This window comes from Rathayibacter tritici (assembly GCF_001641005.1).
In the GTDB taxonomy this organism is placed as follows: Bacteria; Actinomycetota; Actinomycetes; order Actinomycetales; family Microbacteriaceae; genus Rathayibacter; species Rathayibacter tritici.
In genome coordinates, this window is record NZ_CP015515.1 from 441,190 (window position 1) to 457,753 (window position 16,564).

Genomic DNA, 16,564 nt, shown 5'->3' on the forward strand with positions numbered 1-16,564 from the left:
CACTTGTGACGCGCCGTAGCGGCGTGTCGGCCTCATAAGTGGCATCTCGCGGGGAGGGCGGGGAGGCGGGAGGGCAGCGGAGAGGAGGGGTGCGTAGCGGTTACGCGTTGAACGGGAGTCGCAGGCTCACGCGGTGGCCGCACCCGAGTCGGGGCGGGCGGTGGCGGCGGGCTCGGCCGGGACCTCGATGCCGAACAGCGCCTCGAGTCCGGTGAGGTACGCCTCCTGAGCCCCGGCTCGCGCGTAGTCGCGGGCCCGGACGCTGGGGGTGTGCAGCAGGACGCCCGCGAGGTGGCGGAGGGCCTGCTCTGTGCGGCCGTCCTCGTCGCCGCGGGAGCGGGCGCGCTCGATCTCGGCGTCGAGCGCGTCGAAGACGTGCGAGCGCAGCGCGACAACAGCCGGGGTCAGGCTCTTCTCGTCGGCGACGTCCGAGAACTTCCGGACCGCCCTGTCGACCAGGGCGCGCGCCTGCTGCGACGCGTCGAGCACGTCGAGCGGGGCGTGCAGGCTGATGGTCTCGAGGTCGAGCAGCTCGACACCGGTGACCGAGGTCACGTCAGCGGCGACATTGCGGGGCAGGCCCAGGTCGATCACGAGTTGGCGCTCGCGGGAGAAGCCCTGCAGGCGGCCCTCGGCGAGCAGCGCCGCATCGAGCACCGGCTCCGGTGTGGTGGTGCAGGTGATGACGATGTCGGCCGAGACGGCCTCGAGCGCGAGGTCGGTCGCGTCGATGGGGCGGAGCGATCGGCGGGCGGCGAAGCCTTCGGCGCGGCCGGAGGGGGAGTGCACGGCGATGTCGACGACTCCGCGGTCGCGCAGGGCGGCGACGGTGGCCCGCGCGTAGCTGCCGGTGCCGACGAGCAGGACGCGGGCGGCGCGCCAGTCGGTGATGCGGCTCGCCGCCAGATCGAGGGCGAGGCGCACGATCGAGCGGCCGGCACTGCCGAGTCCGGTGCGGTTCTTGATGCCGCGGGAGGTCTGCGAGGCGCGCTGGAACAGCCGCTCGAGCTCGGAGGAGGTGGTGCCGAGGCGTCGCGCCTCCTCGAGGGATCGGCGGACCTGGCCCGCGATCTCGCCCTCGCCGACGACAACGGACTCGAGCCCGCTGGAAACGGCGAACAGGTGCTCGGCCACTTGGTCGCCCGAGACGACGTCGACGCTGCCGCGCAGCTCGTCCTGCTCCACGCCCGTCGCAGCGCTGACGGCGGCGGTCGCGGCTTCGACCGCGACGGCCCGCGCGGCGGTCAGCGGCTCCTCGATGTCGAGGTAGGCCTCGAAGCGGTTGCAGGTCGCGACGACGACGGCTCCGGAGACGAAGTCGATCCCCCCGGACAGGGCCGCGGTCACGGCGGCGGAGTCGACGGAGAGCTTCTCGAGGAGATCGAAGCTGGCGTTCTTGTGCGACGCCGTCAGACACAGAAGCACCACGTCAGTGTACCCGCGCTCCCCGAAGGCGGGGCGCGGGGCGGGGGAGGAATGCACGGATGCGCCGGGAATCACGGATGCGCCTGAAATAATGCCGCGGTGACCTCCTCCACCGACGGCCTGCTCGATCCGCTGCACCCCCTCTCCGCCGGTCGCACCGCCGATTCGGCGCTGCTCCGCGCCTATCGCTCGGAGCGGACCGAGACGACGCCCGTCTGGTTCATGCGCCAGGCCGGCCGCAGCCTCCCCGAGTACCGGGCACTGCGGACCGACACGAAGATGCTCGACGCCTGCCTCGATCCGGCCCTCGCGAGCGAGATCACGCTGCAGCCGGTACGCCGGCACGGAGTGGACGCGGGCATCTTCTTCAGCGACATCGTCATCCCGCTGCGGCTGGCGGGGGTCGGCGTCGACATTGTCCCCGGGCGGGGGCCGGTGCTGGACAAGCCGGTGCGCACGGCCGCCGACGTCGCCGAGCTGGCGTCGATCGACCCGTCCGTGCTCGATGAGACGCTCGAGCCGATCCGCGAGGGCGTTCGCCGCACGGTCGCCGGTCTCGGCGATACCCCGCTGATCGGATTCGCGGGCGCTCCCTTCACTCTCGCCGCGTACCTGGTCGAGGGCGGGCCGTCCAAGGATCACCTGCGCGCCCGCACGATGATGCACGCCGACCCCGCCGCCTGGGCGCAGCTGATGGAGTGGACGGCCGAGGTGACCGGCCGGTTCCTGCGCGCGCAGGTGCTCGCCGGAGCGAGTGCGGCGCAGCTCTTCGACTCCTGGGCTGGCGCGCTCTCCCTCTCGGACTACACGGCGCACGTCGCGCCCGCCTCCGCCCGCGCCCTCGCGCACGTGCGCGACCTCGCCTTCGACCACGGCGAGACGCGCCGCAACGTGCCGATCGTGCACTTCGGCGTCGGCACGGGGGAACTGCTCGGGGCGATGCACGGCATCGGCGCCGACGTGGTGGGGGTCGACTACCGGATCCCCCTGGATGAGGCGAACCACCGCCTCGGCGGCTTCGTGCCGGTGCAGGGCAATGTGGATCCCGCGTTGCTGACCGCGCCGTGGGAGGTCCTCCAGGCGCACGTCGACGACGTCCTGCGCCGCGGCCTCAGCGCCCCCGCGCACGTGCTCAACCTCGGGCACGGCGTGCCGCCCGAGTCCGACCCCGACGTGCTGACGCGCCTCGTCGCGTTCGCGCACGCCTGGCGGCCGTGAGCGAGGAGCGTCGGCGAGACGCCGCGCAGTACGACGTCGCGGTGGTCGGCGGAGGAGTGGCGGGCCTCGCCGCCGCCGCCGAGTGTTTGCGCATCGGCCTCCGGGTCGTGGTGCTGGAGGCGGGGGAGCGGGTCGGCGGCTCGGTCGCACCGTTCACGATCGCCGGAGTCGAGCTCGACGCGGGCGCCGAGAGCTTCGCCACCCGGGGCGGGCACGTCGAGCAGGCTCTCGCCGCGTTGACCCTCGACGGCGTCCCGCTCGCCGAGTCGATCGTGGAGCCGCGCACGCACGGCTCATGGCTGCACCTCTCGGGTGGCCGCTGCGTTCCATCGCCGCGGGCCGGCATCCTCGGCATCCCCGGGACTCCGCTCGCGCCCGATGTCGTGCGGGCGCTCGGACGCCGCGGCGCCTGGCGGGCCTGGCTCGACACCCTGATGCCGGTGCTGCGGATCGGCCGCGCCCACTCCCTCGCCGAGCTGGTGCGCACCCGGATGGGCGTGCGCGTGCTCGAGGACCTGGTCGCGCCGGTCGTGTCCGGCGTTTACTCCAGCCGGCCCGAGGACATCGACGTCGACCTCGCCGCGCCCGGCCTGAACGGCGCCCTCACCCGTGCGGGGTCGCTCGCCCGGGCCGTGGCCGCCCTGCGCGCGAACCTCCCGGCCGGAGTCGCGGTCCGCGGGCTCGAGGGCGGGATGCACCGCCTCGTCGCGGCGCTGGTCCAGCGGATCGACTACCTCTCCGGCGAGATCCGCACCGGAGCCTTCGTCGAGAGGCTCGAGGGCTCCGACGGTGATGTCGTCCTGACTCTCGCCGACGGAACGCTGACCGCCCGCTCGCTCATCGTCGCCACGCCCGAGCGCGATGCCCGAGCGCTGCTCGCCGGCCTCGCGCCCGCGGTCGCGGAGAGCGCGGACGAGGCGCCCGACGACTCCGTCGAGCTGGTGACCCTGGTGGTGGACGATGCACGCCTGGACGCGGCACCTCGTGGATCCGGGGTACTCGTGGCGCCCACCGCGACCGACGTGACCGCCAAGGCGATCACCCACGCGACCGCCAAGTGGGACTGGCTGGCCGCCTCCCTCCCGCCCGGGCGCCACGTGCTGCGCCTCTCCTACGGGCGACCGGGCGAGCGGCCGCCGCTCCAGGGGCGCCCCGACGCGGAGGCGGCCGCGATCGCGCTGCTGGACGCCTCGACGCTGCTGGGCGTCGCCCTCGACCCGGCGTCGCTCGTCGCTTCCGCCCGGGTCAGCTGGGCGAACGTCCGCCCCGCCGCAGCGCTGGGCCGCCGGGCGCACCTGGAGGCGTTCCGCGAGGCGGTGGCCCCGCTCGAGGGAGTCGCTGTGACCGGCACCTGGATCGCGGGCACCGGTCTGGCCTCGGTACTCCCGCACGCCGCCGAGACGGCCGCCCTTATCCGGCGCCGACTGGTGCGTCAAGGCGTCGGACTCCCGAGCGAGAACCGCGACGCCGACGGCTACTCTTAGGCCCAGGCATCCGCGCGAGCGTGTGGCGTGCCCCGGCACGAGTGGTCACCGACCCCGTGGACGATCGCGAGAGCGACCCAGGACGAGGAGTAGGCGTGAAGGGCAAGATTCTTTTCGTGGCAGGAGCCGCAGCCGGGTATGTGCTGGGAGCACGCGCCGGCCGCAAGCGGTACGAGCAGATCGCCTCGGCGGCGTCGAAGTTCTGGCAGACGCAGCCCGTGCAGGACGTCGCGGGTGCCGTCGGTGGAGCGGCGAAGACGCAGCTGAGCAGCGTCTCCGACAAGGCGTACGAGGTCGTGCGCTCGGTGGTCGTCAAGGCCGTGTCCGGTGGCAAGAAGGCCCAGGGGGCGAGCGACGCGGAGGCATCGGCCGCCGCTCGCACGGCCGCCTCGAAGGTCGACGAGGCCGCGGCATCGGGCGGCTCCGGAGGATCGGCGACGTCCACCTCCACCAGCAAGGCCTAGTGCTCATCCCTCCGGCCGTGCCAGGCACGCGCCGGCCGGCACGTCCCACCCTCGAGGAGCTCCCGTGGTGAATGAACGCAATCCGAAGAACGCCCGATCACTGGGGGAGTTGGTCGGTGACCTGCCCGGTCTTGTGATCGAGCTCGTCAAGGCCGAGGTCGCGTCGCTCAAGAGTGAGCTCGCGGGTAAGGCGAAGAGCGCAGGTCTCGCGGTCGCCCTGTTCGCGGTCGCGGCCTTCCTGCTTCTGACCGCCTGGGCGACGCTGGTCGCCTTCGCGATCATCGGCATCGCCTCCTGGGTTCCTGCGTGGCTGTCGGCGCTCATCGTGACCGTGTTCTTCCTCCTGGTGGCCGTGATCCTCGCCCTCGTGGGCGTGCGCACCATCAAGAAGGCCGTGCCGCCGGTTCCGCAGGAGTCGATCGACAGCATCAAGAAGGACGTCCAGGCGTTCAAGGGAGTGGGCAGCTATGACAACTGAGCGATCCGTCAGCAGCAGTACGCCCCGCTTCGTCGATCCGGCGGAGCTCACTCCCGGCCAGCTGAAGGCCGACATCGAGCGTGCGCGCTCCGAGCTGGCCGCAACTCTCGACGCGATCGAGTACAAGGTCAACGTCCCGCGCAAGCTGCGCATGGCCCAGCGGAACCTCGGGCGCAAGCTCCGGGTCGTCCGTCGCGAGAACCCCTCCGCGCTGATCGCGGGAGCGGTCGGTGCCGCCGCCGCCGTGGGCCTGGTCGCCTGGGGTATCGCGAAGCAGATCATCGAGGAGTGAGCGCCACGAGGGCCCGGAGCGCTAGCGTCCCGGGCCCTTCGGCGCCAGAGCCACCGCCGCTTTTGTGCATCGGCACGAGCGGAGGGATGATGGATCAATGATTGATCAGACCGCCGGCACGGCGGATCCCGTTCAGTCCGCCCCCGACACGAGCGCCGCCGTTGCGGCGCCACAGCTCCCCGCCGATCAGGATCACTCCGATCAGGCCCTGGGGTACACGCTCTGGGCGGTTCTCCGCAGGGATCCCGCACGTCCGTTCACCCTCTCCAGCGATGCCGTCGCTCCCGCGGTGAAGCAGTACGAGCACCTCGTCGCCCAGCTGGACGGAGGGGGCGTAACCGTCCGCGGCACCTACGACGTCTCGGCCCTGCGCGCCGACGCCGACATCATGCTGTGGCTCACCGGATCCGCCCCGGAGGAGCTGCAGCGCGCGTACCGAGAAGTGCGGCGCTCGGAGCTGCTGGTCGGCCTCCTGCCGACCTGGAACGCGATGGGTGTGCACCGCGACGCCGAGTTCAGCGCGAACCACCTCCCCGCGTACATGCGCGGCAAGGCGCCGGCTCGCTGGCTGACCGTCTACCCCTTCGTCCGCTCCTACGAGTGGTACATCCTCCCCGAGGAGGAGCGCCGCGCGATGCTCGCCCAGCACGGGCGCCAGGGCTCGCGATTCCGCTCCGTCCTGACGAACACGGTCGCCTCGTTCTCGCTCGGCGACTACGAGTGGATCCTCGCCCTCGAGGACGAGGAGCTCGTCAACCTCGTGGACCTCATGCGCGACCTGCGCGCCACCGAGGCCCGCCGCCACGTGCGCGAGGAAGTCCCCTTCTACACAGGCCGGCGCATCGAGGCCGACCAGATCGCCGAGGTGCTCCGATGAGTGACACGACCAGCGACCAGATCCTCGTCCGCGGTGCCACACCCGCGGCGGCATCCGGTCCCGAGCATGTCGAGATCCCCGTGGCCTACGACGCCATCCTCCTCGCCGGCTTCGGCGGACCGGAGGGACAGGACGACGTGATCCCGTTCCTGCGCAACGTCACGCGCGGTCGCGGCATCCCCGAGGAGCGCCTCGAGGAGGTCGCCCACCACTACCGCCACTTCGGCGGCGTCAGCCCGATCAACGCGCAGAACCGCGCGCTGAAGAAGGCGCTCGAGGCCGAGCTCGCCGACCGCGGCATCGACCTCCCCGTGCTCTGGGGCAACCGCAACTGGGCGCCCTACCTGAGTGAGGCAGTCGCGGAGGCGAAGGAGCGCGGGTTCACGAACCTGCTCGCGATCGCGACCAGCGCCTACTCCTCCTTCTCGTCCTGCCGCCAGTACCGCGAGGACTTCGCGGCCGCGCTGGACGCGACCGGGCTCGAGGGGCACCTCCGGATCGATAAGGTGCGCCAGTTCTTCGACCACCCGGGCTTCGTGATGCCGTTCGTGAAGGCCGTGCACGACGGTCTCGACGAGCTGCGCGAGCGGATGCCCGACCTCGACGTCACGACCGAGGTCGAGGTGCTCTTCGCCACCCACTCGATCCCCAGCTCGGACGCGGCGCGCAGCGGACCCCACGAGCGTCACGAGGACGGCACTGTCGTCGACGTGCACGAGTTCGGCCCGGGCGGCGCCTACGAGGCGCAGCACCTCGCGGTCGCGGAGGTCGTCATGGCCGCCGCCACGGAGGAGGACGTGCCCTGGCAGCTCGTCTACCAGTCGCGCTCCGGTCCGCCCACCCAGCCCTGGCTCGAGCCGGACATCAACGACGCCATCGCTGAGCTGCCGGCCCGGGGCCGCCGCGCGCTGCTGATCGTCCCCCTCGGCTTCGTGTCCGACCACATGGAGGTGATGTGGGACCTCGACAACGAGGCACTCGAGACCTCCCAGGAGCACGGTCTCGTCGCGCTCCGCGTCGCAACCCCCGGCACGGACCCGGTCTACGTCTCCGGCCTGATCGACCTCGTGCTCGAGCGCGTCAACGGTGTGCCGACCGAGGAGCGTCCGTCGATGACGGCGCTCGGCCCCTGGTACGACGTCTGCCGCCCCGGCTGCTGCGAGAACGTGCGAGCGGGGTTCAAGCCCGCCCTCGCCGGAGTGGCGCCGTGATCGCCGCAGTGGCGCTGTGATCGGGAGCCCTCGGTCGTGAGTATCCGCGTCGGCACTCGCGCGAGCGCGCTCGCCGTGGCGCAGACCAGGATGACGGCGGATGCGATGTCGGCCGCGGCGGGGGTGCCCGTCGAGCTGGTGCGTATCGAGTCCGACGGTGACCGCATGCGCGGCTCGCTCGCCTCCCTCGGCGGCACCGGCGTGTTCGTCAGTGCGCTGCGCGGCGCGCTGCTCGCGGGGCACTGCGATGCGATCGTGCACTCGCTGAAGGACCTGCCCACCGCCCCGGTGCAGGGCCTGCTGCTCGGCGCAGTGCCCGAGCGCGAGGATCCGCGCGACGCGCTGTGCGCGCGCGACGGCCTCACCCTGGCGACCCTGCCCGTTGGCGCGCGCGTGGGAACGGGCTCGCCCCGCCGCCGCGCGGCACTGCTGGCTGCGCGTGCAGACCTCGAGATCGTGGACATCCGCGGGAACATCGACACGCGGCTGCGGCGGGTGCTGCCCGGCAGCGCCTCACCGCTGGACGCGATCGTGCTCGCCCTGTCGGGCCTGCGCCGCCTGGGACGGGTCGACGCGATCACCGAGGTGCTCGGCTTCGATGTGTCGCCGCACGCGCCCGGACAGGGCGCATTGGCGATCGAGGTGCGCGACGAGGAGCCGTCGGAGGAGCTGCGCGCCGCGCTCGCCGCCGTCGAGCACCTGCCCACCCGTGCCGCGATCACGGCCGAGCGCTCCCTCCTCGCCGCGCTCGAGGCGGGCTGCGCCGCTCCGATCGGAGCCTCCGCCGTCGTGGAGGCCGACCGCGTGGTGCTGCACGGTGTGGTCTTCGCCACGGACGGCGCCGCATCCCTGGCGCGGGAGGTGGCGGAGCCGGTGGATAACGGTTCGGTCGGCGGTGGTCGACACTGGGCGGATTCGCAGTATGGTGGTCGCGAACTGCCCGTCGTCGAAGCCGCGTTCCGCTGCGGCTCTCTGCTCGCTGACGCGCTTCTCGGTGCGGGTGCCGCCGAACTCGCACCCCTGGGAGCCCCGTCGTGATCGTCCCCGCCGCCTACTCCCAGTGGGAGAAGCCGCTGCAGGGCTGGCGCATCCTCGTCCCCCGCGGAGGCCCGTGGGGGGACGGTGTCGCCGCCGCCCTCCGAGCCAAGGGCGCCTCGCCCGTCGTTGCTCCGATGATCAATTTCGCGCCGACCGATGACTTCCCCGCGCTCGAACAGGCTCTCGCCGATCTCGAGGCGGGCGCCTTCGACTGGATGACGGTCACGAGCGCTACGACGGTCGATGTCCTCTCTCTCCTGCGCACCACCGTGCCCGAGACCACCAAGGTCGCCGCGGTCGGCGAGACCACGGCTGCCGCGCTCGTCGCCGCGGGCTACTCCGTCGACCTGGTCCCCTCCGAGGACAACTCCGCCCGCGGCCTGCTCGCCGAGTGGGAGGAAGCGACGGGCGGCAGGCACCCCCTGCGCGTGCTGACGCTGCGCTCCGAGATCGCCAAGCCGCTGCTGACCGAGGGGCTGACCCGTATCGGGCACGACGTGCGCTCGGCGGTCGCGTACCGCACGGTCGGGGTCCCGGTGGAGGAGCGCGTCGTCGCCGACGTCGCCAGCGGCGCGGTGCACGCGATCCTCGTCACGTCGGGCAGCGTCGCGGAGCAGGTGCAGAAGCAGCTCGGCCCGGTCCCCGAGTCCATCCTCGTTGCGGCGATCGGGCCGCAGACCGCGAAGGACGCCCGCGCCTTCGGCCTGCGCGTGGACGTGGTCGCCGACGAGAGGTCGGCCTCCTCCCTCATCGACGCGGTCGCCGGTGTCGCCACCGAGCGCGCCCCCCGCTGATTCGCCCAACGCAACGTCAGCTGAGACACCATCTCATCCACCATCGTGGATGAGATGGTGTCTCAGCTGATGTTGTGTCGTCGCCTCTGCGCCGGCGTCCACAGATGCTCCCGATTTCGGATCAGTGTGAGCAAGACGTCCTCGGTCCGAGCCCAGTCGTCCATGATCTGGTGGTTGTCCAGCCGGAGGCAGAGGTAGCCGCGCCGGGCGAGCTCAAGGTCCCGCCGCCGGTCCTCGCGGAACTGCGCCAGCGACGAGTGATAGCGGTATCCGTCGCTCTCGACGACGAGGCGCTCGCCGATGATGTCGTCGACGTGTCCGACGCCGGGGATGAAGACCTGAGCGCGTACCTGGACTCCGTGTCGCCTCATGCTCACTCGGGTCTTGGTCTCCAGGCCCGACTGGCTCCGGCCATCCACGAGGTCGAAGAGCGCTCTCTTCCCGATCGGTGCGAGCGCTCGGAGTGCGTCGAGCTCCTCCTTGGCCAGCAGACCCGTGTTCAGCGCGGAGTCGACGGTGACGATCGCGTCCATCTCGCTGACGCAGGTCAGCAGGTGCAGGATCGCGGCACCGATCCCGTCCTGCGCGAACGAGCGCTGCCCCTGTCCCGGCCAGCGGCGCCAGTGCCCGACGGTTCCCGCGCGCACCGCCCGAACCGATGAGGCACCGAGGGCGACGTGCAGGGCGGGGCGCTCCACCGTCCACAGCCCGAGGTGCCGCAGAAGGGAGACACAGGTGAGCAGGCCGCCGGATCGGACAGCGGCGAGCTCGAGGGCGGGAGCATCGGCGAGTGCGTACCACCCACGACGGACACGGATGACCCGGCCGGTCGACAGCGCGTGCTCGAGCGCGGCGCGTCGTATGCCAGCGCTCGTGAGTGCGCTCGAGGGGGCGATGCCGCCGGCGGCGGAAAGGAGAGCGAGGAGGTCGGTCACGCGATGAGGATCGACGATCCGGCGCGGGCGCGGGCGCCGATCGGTCTGGACTGTGGAGAGTGCCTGGCGCCGTGCGCTGGGGAGGAGCACTGCCGGGAGGTGCGCTGCCGGGAGGTGCGCTGCCGGGCGGGATTACGCTGGAGAGCATGACTGCCATCCGCCCGCGCCGCCTCCGCACGACTCCCGCACTCCGCCGACTCGTGCAGGAGACGCGCATCCACCCGGCGCAGCTGATCCTGCCCCTTTTCGTGGCCGAGGGGATCACCGACGCGCGGCCGATCGGCTCGATGCCGGGGGTGATGCACCACTCGCTCGAGAGCGTGCGCGGCGCGGTGACCGAGGCGGCCGAGGCGGGTCTGGGCGGTGTGATGCTGTTCGGCGTGCCCACCACGCGCGACGCGGTCGGCTCCGGAGCGACGGACCCCGACGGTGTGCTCAACGCGGCGACGCGGGTCGTCGTCGAGGAGGTCGGCGACGCTCTGGTCGTGCAGACCGATCTGTGCCTGGACGAGTTCACCGACCACGGCCACTGCGGCGTGCTCGATGACCGCGGGCGCGTCGACAACGACGCCACGCTCCTCCGGTACGAGGAGATGGCGCTCGCGCAGGCCGCGGCCGGCTCGCACTTGCTCGGGCTGTCCGGGATGATGGACGGCCAGGTCGGAGCGATTCGCGCCGCCCTGGACAGGGCCGGACACCTCGACACCGCGATCCTCGCCTACTCGGCGAAGTACGCCTCCAGCTTCTACGGCCCGTTCCGCGAAGCGGTGCAGTCGACGCTCGAGGGCGATCGGCGCACCTATCAGCAGGACCCGGCGAACCGCCGAGAGGGCCTGCGCGAGGCGACGCTCGACCTGGCGGAGGGCGCCGACGTGGTGATGGTCAAGCCGGCGATGAGCTACCTCGACGTGCTCTCGGACGTCGCGGCCGTCTCGGACGTGCCGGTCTGGGCGTATCAGGTCTCGGGCGAATACGCGATGATCGAGGCCGCAGCCGCCAACGGGTGGATCTCGCGCGAGCCGGCGATCCTCGAGTCGGTGACCGCCATCCTCCGCGCCGGGGCCGACGCGGTGCTCACCTATTGGGCGGTCGAGATCGCCCGCGACCTGCTGCGGTAGCCCCGCGCCGGGCAAGGCTCGGCCGGTCCGAAACCGCCCCTCGCGGGGAGGGAGCCGGGCAGCGCGCGTACCCTGGGGACGTGACCATCTCGGCGAACGACACCCTGTACGAGCGTGCCCGGCACGCGATCCCCGGAGGCGTCAACTCGCCCGTGCGAGCCTTCCGCTCGGTCGGCGGGACCCCGCGCTTCATGGTCTCCGCGAGAGGCCCGTACATCACGGATGCGGACGGCCGCGAGTACGTCGACCTGGTCTGCTCCTGGGGCCCCGCCGTCCTCGGGCACGCGCACCCGGAGGTGGTCGCCGCCGTGCAGGAGGCGGCAGCTCGCGGCCTCTCGTTCGGCGCGTCCACTCCTGCCGAGACCGATCTCGCCGAGCTGGTCGAGGCGCGCATCACGGCCGGCGGGGTGTCGCCGATCGAGAAGCTCCGTCTGGTCTCCACGGGCACTGAGGCGACGATGACGGCGATCCGCCTCGCCCGCGGCGTCACGGGCCGCGACCTGCTGATCAAGTTCTCCGGCCACTACCACGGCCACTCCGACGGACTGCTCGCCGACGCCGGATCCGGGCTGGCGACCCTCTCCCTCCCCGCCTCCGCCGGCGTTACCGCGGCGACCGCGGCCCAGACGATCGTGCTGCCCTACAACGATCTCGACGCCGTGCGCGCGGTGCTCGCCGAGCGCGGCCCCGACATCGCGGCGGTGATCACCGAGGCGGCCGCCGCCAATATGGGCGTCGTTGCGCCCGATCCGGGGTTCAACGCGGCCCTCGCCGAGCTCGTGCATGCGAACGGCTCGCTCCTGATCATGGACGAGGTGCTGACGGGCTTCCGCGTGAGCGCCGGCGGCTGGTGGGGGCTCGAGAACCGCGACGCCGAGGCTCCGTATCGAGCCGACCTCTTCACCTTCGGCAAGGTCATCGGCGGAGGGATGCCGGTCGCGGCGCTCGGCGGTCGCGCGGACGTGATGGACCATCTCGCCCCGCTGGGGCCGGTCTATCAGGCGGGCACGCTCTCCGGGAACCCGGTCGCCGTGGCGGCGGGTATCAGGACTCTGCACCTGGCCGACGACGAGGTCTACGCCGCTCTCGACGCCACGGCGCGGACGCTGCAGCGCGAGGTCTCGGCGGCGCTGACCGCCGAGGGCGTCGCGCACACCGTGCAGACGGCGGGAAACCTTTTCAGCTTCATGTTCACAGACCTGGGCCACCCCGTGCGCAACTACGCGCAGGTGCAGGCGCAGGAGTCGTTCCGGTATCCGGCGTTCTTCCACGCGATGCTGGACGCGGGCGTCTCGCTGCCGCCGTCGGTGTTCGAAGCCTGGTTCGTCTCGGCCGCGCACGACGACTCGGCGATCGGACGCATCGTGGACGCGCTGCCGGCGGCGGCCAGGGCCGCTGCCGCCGCTCGGGCGTAGAGGAGACGCTCGTTCCGTCGTGCCCGGCCGTGTGCGGGGGCCGGGCACGCGGCGTCACCCCCGGCGCGAGACCGACTTCGGCAGCACGAACACCAGGGCGAAGGCGGCGAGTGCCATCAGGGTGCTCAGGAGCATCGCGGGAGCCGCGGCATCGAGGAAGCCGGAGGCCACCGTATCCGGCCCCGTGATGACCAGGCCCCCGAACAGGACGCTGCCGATGACCGCGATGCCCACGGCCGAGCCGATGCGCTGGATCGCCGAGATCACTCCGCTCGCCGCGCCTGCGTCCTGAGGGTCGACGGTCGAGACGATGAACTGCACATTCGGGGCGATGAAGAAACCGTTGCCCAGGCCCGCGATCAGCAGCGGCGGCAGGAGCTGCCAGTTGCTGATCGAGTCGGGCGTCGCGGCGAGCAGCACCAGCCACACCCAGCCCAGGCCGATCGCCAGCAGACCGCTGCCCATCACCAGGACGGTGCGGCCCAGACGCGCGGTCATCCGGTTGCTCTGGGACGAGCTGATGATGCTGCCGATCGCGAAGGGGATCGAGACGAGGCCCGACTCGAGCGCGGTGTGGCCCAGGCCCGACTGCCAGAGCAGCGAGATGGTGAAGAAGATGCTCGTGAAGGCGGCGAAGTAGACCAGCGCGAGGATCACGCCTCCGGTGAAGGCGGGGTGGCGGAACAGCGACGGCGGCACCAGCGGAGCGCGACCGCGGCGGACGTGGAGGACCTCCCAGGCGCCGAAGGCGGCGAGGAGGAGGACTCCGCCAGCGATCGAGAGGAAGGTCCAGAGCGGCCAGCCCTCGTCCTCGCCCTGGATGAGCGGGACGAGCAACGCGACCAGGCCGCCCGAGACGAGTACCAGTCCGAGCCAGTCGACACCTCCGCTCGGGGCGCGCTCGCCGGTCTCGAGGTCGCGGCGGGCGGGGAGGAGGATCGCGGCGGCGATCAGGGTCGCGATGCCGATGGGTACGTTCACCCAGAAGACGAGGCGCCAGCCGTTCTCGTCGCCGAAGGCCTGGATGATCAGGCCACCGATGATCGGACCGAGCGCCGAAGACACTCCGAGGACCGCGCCCATCACGGCGAACGCCTTGCCGCGCGAGGGTCCGCGGAACAGCAGCTGGATGTAGGCATTGACCGCGGGGACGAAGATGCCGCCGGCGAGGCCCTGGACGACGCGGGCGACGACCAACTGGGCATCGTCGGCCGCGAGACCGCAGGCGATGCTCGCGAGGGTGAAGAGTGCGACTCCGCTGACGAAGATCCACTTGTGCCCGAAGCGGTCGCCGAGGCGGCCGGCGGGGATCAGCGCGAGGCCGAACGCGAGGGCGTAGCCGGAGATGATCCAGGAGAGCGTCGACTCCGACGCGTCGAGCGTGGTGCGGATGGTGGGCAGCGCGACGTTGACGATGGTCGTGTCGAGCAGGGCGATGAACATCCCCGCGAGCAGAACGATCAGCGAGCGCCAGGCGCGCTTGTCGGGGGCGGGAGGGGCGCCGGTCGATCGGGCGGTCGACGTCTCGGTCATCGCAGGGGTGCCTTTCGAAGGGGAGGAGGGCCTGCCCTATTCGGGGGACATGACCAGATGTGAATGCTCGCAGGAGAAACCGGGTTTCTGTGCGCCGCAATCTGTGGGGGCTTTCAGGCGCGGCATGGTGAGGGCGACCGGGCCGGGGTGCTCAGCGGGCGCGCGACTCCGCTTGACGGGCGCAGGCGATGCAGAGCTCGGCCGTGGGCCGGGCGGTCAGGCGGGCGGCGCCGACCGGGCGGCCGCAGGAGGCGCAGTCGCCGTATTCGCCCCTGCCGAGGCGAGCGCGAGCGCCGTCCAGCTCGCGCGAGGTGCGCACCAGGGCGTCGCGGACTCCGGCCATTCGCGACCACTCGGCGGACAGGGGAGTGCCCTCAGGGTCGTGCTCGTCGTCGGCGGTGCCGTCGGCCCGGTCGCGCAGGAGCTCGACGAGCGAGGCCTCGAGCCGGGCCATGTCGAGCCGCATCCCGGCCTGCCGCTCGGACAGCAGGGCGTCCAGGAGGAGCGCCTCGTCCGGATCCATCGCCATCCGACCATGCTGCCACCGACGCTCGCAATCGAGCATCGTTGTGCGACCCAGCGCTGACCCGGCGGCAGGCGGCGGGCAGACTAGGGGCATGCCCGTCGTGACCGTGCTCCCCGACCGCCTCGAACTCCGCCTGACCGTGGCCGAACGGCTGCTCGCGTTCCACTGCAGCGACGTCGTCGTCGACCGGGCGAACATCCGCTCGGCGACGGTCACCGAAGACCCCTGGATCTGGGTCCGTGGTGTCAGCGCGCCGGGCACTGCGGTGCCGCTCACCCTCGCGGTCGGCACCTGGAAGTTCCACGGCGGTAGGGACTTCCTGCTGCTCAAGCGCACCTCGTCGGCCGTCGTGATCGACCTGGTCGACGAGGACTACTCCCGACTGATCGTGAGCACGAAGCACGCGCCCGAGCTGATCGCGGCGCTCCAGCTCGGCACCGCGGCGATCCCCGTGGTCGACGCCGACGATCTGGTGATCCTCCCCGAGGTCGCGGAGCAGGCTGAACGGGCCGAGGAGGCTGCCGCCGCGAAGCCTGCGCCCGCCGCGAAGCGGTCTCCGCAGCCCCGCAGCACGGCCAAGCAGCACACGGCCCGGCCCGACCCGTCCGTGGAGCACGCATCGGCCGAGCCGAGCGGCGCCACCGAGGCCGCGGAGTAGCCGCGCCGCCGCACAACGTCAGCTGAGAGACGTCCTCATCGACGATAGTGGATGAGATGGTCTCTCAGCTGACGTTGCGTCGTCAGGCGCGGACATCCACCAGCGTCCGACCGTGCGAGCGGCCCGCGAGCACGTCCTCGGCGGCATCGACGGCGCTGCCGAGGGGCACCGTGGTGGTCAGGCCGTCGAGGAGCTCACGATCGAGGTCGTGCGCGAGTCGGCGCCACGCCTCCTCGCGGAGCTTGCGCGGGGCCTGCACCGAGTTGACGCCCGCGAGCGTCACTCCACGCAGGATGAACGGCATCACGCTCACCGGCAGATCGGAGCCCTGCGCGAGGCCGCACGCGGCCACGGTCCCGCCCCAGCACGTCTGCGCGAGGGCGTTGGCGAGGGTGTGCGAGCCGGCGGAGTCCACGGCTCCCGCCCACCGCTCGGACTGCAGCGGCTTGCCGCCCTCCTGCAGCTCGGCGCGGTCGATGACGTCGGAGGCGCCGAGGCGTTGCAGCAGTGCGCCGTGCTCGCCGAGCCGACCGGTCGAGGCGACGACCTCGTGGCCCAGCCGGGCCAGGAGCGCCACGGCCAGTGACCCGACTCCGCCGGACGCTCCCGTCACCAGCACCGGCCCGCTACCCGGGCGCACGCCGTGCCGCTCAAGGGCCAGCACGGCCAGCATCGCTGTGAAGCCCGCGGTGCCGATCGCTCCCGCGCGCGCCGACGAGATCGCGCCGGGCAGACGCAGTAGCGAGCCGGAGTCGACCCTGGCCCGCTCGGCGAGTCCGCCGTCGTGGAGTTCGCCGAGACCCGCGCCGTTCAGCACCACGCGGTCGCCGGAGTCGAAGCGCTCGCCCGCCTCGCCGTCCGCGTACTCCACGGTGCCGACCAGGTCGATGCCGGCGATAAGCGGTGTGCGCCGCACGATACCGGGCCGCCCGGCCAGCGCGAGGGCGTCCTTGTAGTTGACGCTCGAGTACTCGACGGCGATCGTTACGTCGCCGTGCGAGCGGTCGGGGTCGTCGCGCTCGAGGAGGCGGGCTCGGTTCGGGGTGTCGGTGTCGGAGTCGGAGTGCCGCTCGACGACGATGGCTCGGTACATGGGCC

At 72.1% G+C, this 16,564-nt stretch carries 17 protein-coding genes; 12 read left to right on the top strand and 5 right to left on the bottom strand.

Going from position 1 to position 16,564, the window contains the following annotated elements; translation table 11 throughout:
- Positions 1-126: 126 nt before the first annotated feature.
- Complete coding sequence (locus A6122_RS02020) at positions 127-1,425, bottom strand: glutamyl-tRNA reductase (protein WP_068256849.1); 1,299 nt, start codon at positions 1,423-1,425, stop codon at positions 127-129.
- Positions 1,426-1,524: 99 nt separating this feature from the next.
- Between A6122_RS02020 and hemE the strand changes: the two genes are divergently transcribed.
- From hemE to A6122_RS02065, 9 genes are all read left to right on the top strand, one after another.
- On the top strand, positions 1,525-2,643 hold the full coding sequence (gene hemE, locus A6122_RS02025; protein ID WP_068251003.1) for a uroporphyrinogen decarboxylase: 1,119 nt from the start codon (positions 1,525-1,527) through the stop codon (positions 2,641-2,643).
- Positions 2,640-4,127, top strand: coding sequence for a protoporphyrinogen/coproporphyrinogen oxidase (locus A6122_RS02030; protein ID WP_237358220.1), 1,488 nt, complete (start codon positions 2,640-2,642; stop codon positions 4,125-4,127). Before hemE ends, A6122_RS02030 begins: the two co-directional genes overlap by 4 nt.
- A gap of 95 nt (positions 4,128-4,222) precedes the next feature.
- Positions 4,223-4,591: a hypothetical protein gene (locus A6122_RS02035; protein ID WP_068251005.1), complete on the top strand. Its 369-nt coding sequence runs from the start codon at positions 4,223-4,225 to the stop codon at positions 4,589-4,591.
- A gap of 64 nt (positions 4,592-4,655) precedes the next feature.
- A complete protein-coding gene (locus tag A6122_RS02040) occupies positions 4,656-5,069 on the top strand; it encodes a phage holin family protein (protein ID WP_068251009.1) in 414 nt (137 codons plus the stop codon).
- Positions 5,059-5,361 (top strand): DUF3618 domain-containing protein, encoded by a 303-nt coding sequence (locus A6122_RS02045; RefSeq protein WP_084415754.1) that lies wholly within the window; start codon positions 5,059-5,061, stop codon positions 5,359-5,361. Before A6122_RS02040 ends, A6122_RS02045 begins: the two co-directional genes overlap by 11 nt.
- Positions 5,362-5,458: 97 nt before the next feature.
- Positions 5,459-6,238: a hydrogen peroxide-dependent heme synthase gene (gene hemQ / locus A6122_RS02050; protein ID WP_084415755.1), complete on the top strand. Its 780-nt coding sequence runs from the start codon at positions 5,459-5,461 to the stop codon at positions 6,236-6,238.
- Positions 6,235-7,449 carry a ferrochelatase gene (locus A6122_RS02055; RefSeq protein WP_068251011.1) on the top strand — a complete coding sequence of 405 codons (1,215 nt, stop codon included), beginning with the start codon at positions 6,235-6,237 and terminating at the stop codon, positions 7,447-7,449. The genes hemQ and A6122_RS02055 overlap by 4 nt, the downstream gene beginning before the upstream one ends.
- Before the next feature lie 36 nt (positions 7,450-7,485).
- Positions 7,486-8,487: a hydroxymethylbilane synthase gene (hemC, locus tag A6122_RS02060; protein ID WP_068251014.1), complete on the top strand. Its 1,002-nt coding sequence runs from the start codon at positions 7,486-7,488 to the stop codon at positions 8,485-8,487.
- A complete protein-coding gene (locus tag A6122_RS02065) occupies positions 8,487-9,281 on the top strand; it encodes a uroporphyrinogen-III synthase (protein ID WP_068256857.1) in 795 nt (264 codons plus the stop codon). The genes hemC and A6122_RS02065 overlap by 1 nt, the downstream gene beginning before the upstream one ends.
- A 62-nt stretch (positions 9,282-9,343) precedes the next feature.
- Here the strand turns inward: A6122_RS02065 and A6122_RS02070 are convergent, their stop codons facing one another.
- Positions 9,344-10,216 (bottom strand): DUF559 domain-containing protein, encoded by an 873-nt coding sequence (locus A6122_RS02070; RefSeq protein WP_068251017.1) that lies wholly within the window; start codon positions 10,214-10,216, stop codon positions 9,344-9,346.
- Between the two features lie 146 nt (positions 10,217-10,362).
- On the opposite strand from A6122_RS02070, the gene hemB reads away from it, so the two are divergent.
- Together hemB and hemL are read left to right on the top strand one after the other, a co-directional pair.
- On the top strand, positions 10,363-11,334 hold the full coding sequence (gene hemB / locus A6122_RS02075; protein ID WP_068251020.1) for a porphobilinogen synthase: 972 nt from the start codon (positions 10,363-10,365) through the stop codon (positions 11,332-11,334).
- Positions 11,335-11,420: 86 nt separating this feature from the next.
- Positions 11,421-12,749 carry a glutamate-1-semialdehyde 2,1-aminomutase gene (gene hemL, locus A6122_RS02080; protein WP_068256859.1) on the top strand — a complete coding sequence of 443 codons (1,329 nt, stop codon included), beginning with the start codon at positions 11,421-11,423 and terminating at the stop codon, positions 12,747-12,749.
- A 54-nt stretch (positions 12,750-12,803) separates the two neighbouring features.
- On the opposite strand, the gene A6122_RS02085 is transcribed toward hemL, so the two are convergent.
- Complete coding sequence (locus tag A6122_RS02085) at positions 12,804-14,282, bottom strand: MFS transporter (RefSeq protein WP_068251023.1); 1,479 nt, start codon at positions 14,280-14,282, stop codon at positions 12,804-12,806.
- 151 nt (positions 14,283-14,433) lie between these two features.
- A complete protein-coding gene (locus A6122_RS15450; protein ID WP_167542332.1) occupies positions 14,434-14,811 on the bottom strand; it encodes a TraR/DksA family transcriptional regulator in 378 nt (125 codons plus the stop codon).
- 88 nt (positions 14,812-14,899) lie between these two features.
- Here A6122_RS15450 and A6122_RS17090 point away from each other — a divergent pair, with 88 nt between their 5' ends.
- Positions 14,900-15,466 carry a hypothetical protein gene (locus A6122_RS17090; protein WP_068251026.1) on the top strand — a complete coding sequence of 189 codons (567 nt, stop codon included), beginning with the start codon at positions 14,900-14,902 and terminating at the stop codon, positions 15,464-15,466.
- Between the two features lie 82 nt (positions 15,467-15,548).
- On the opposite strand, the gene A6122_RS02100 is transcribed toward A6122_RS17090, so the two are convergent.
- Complete coding sequence (locus A6122_RS02100; RefSeq protein ID WP_068251029.1) at positions 15,549-16,559, bottom strand: MDR family oxidoreductase; 1,011 nt, start codon at positions 16,557-16,559, stop codon at positions 15,549-15,551.
- Positions 16,560-16,564 lie beyond the last annotated feature (5 nt).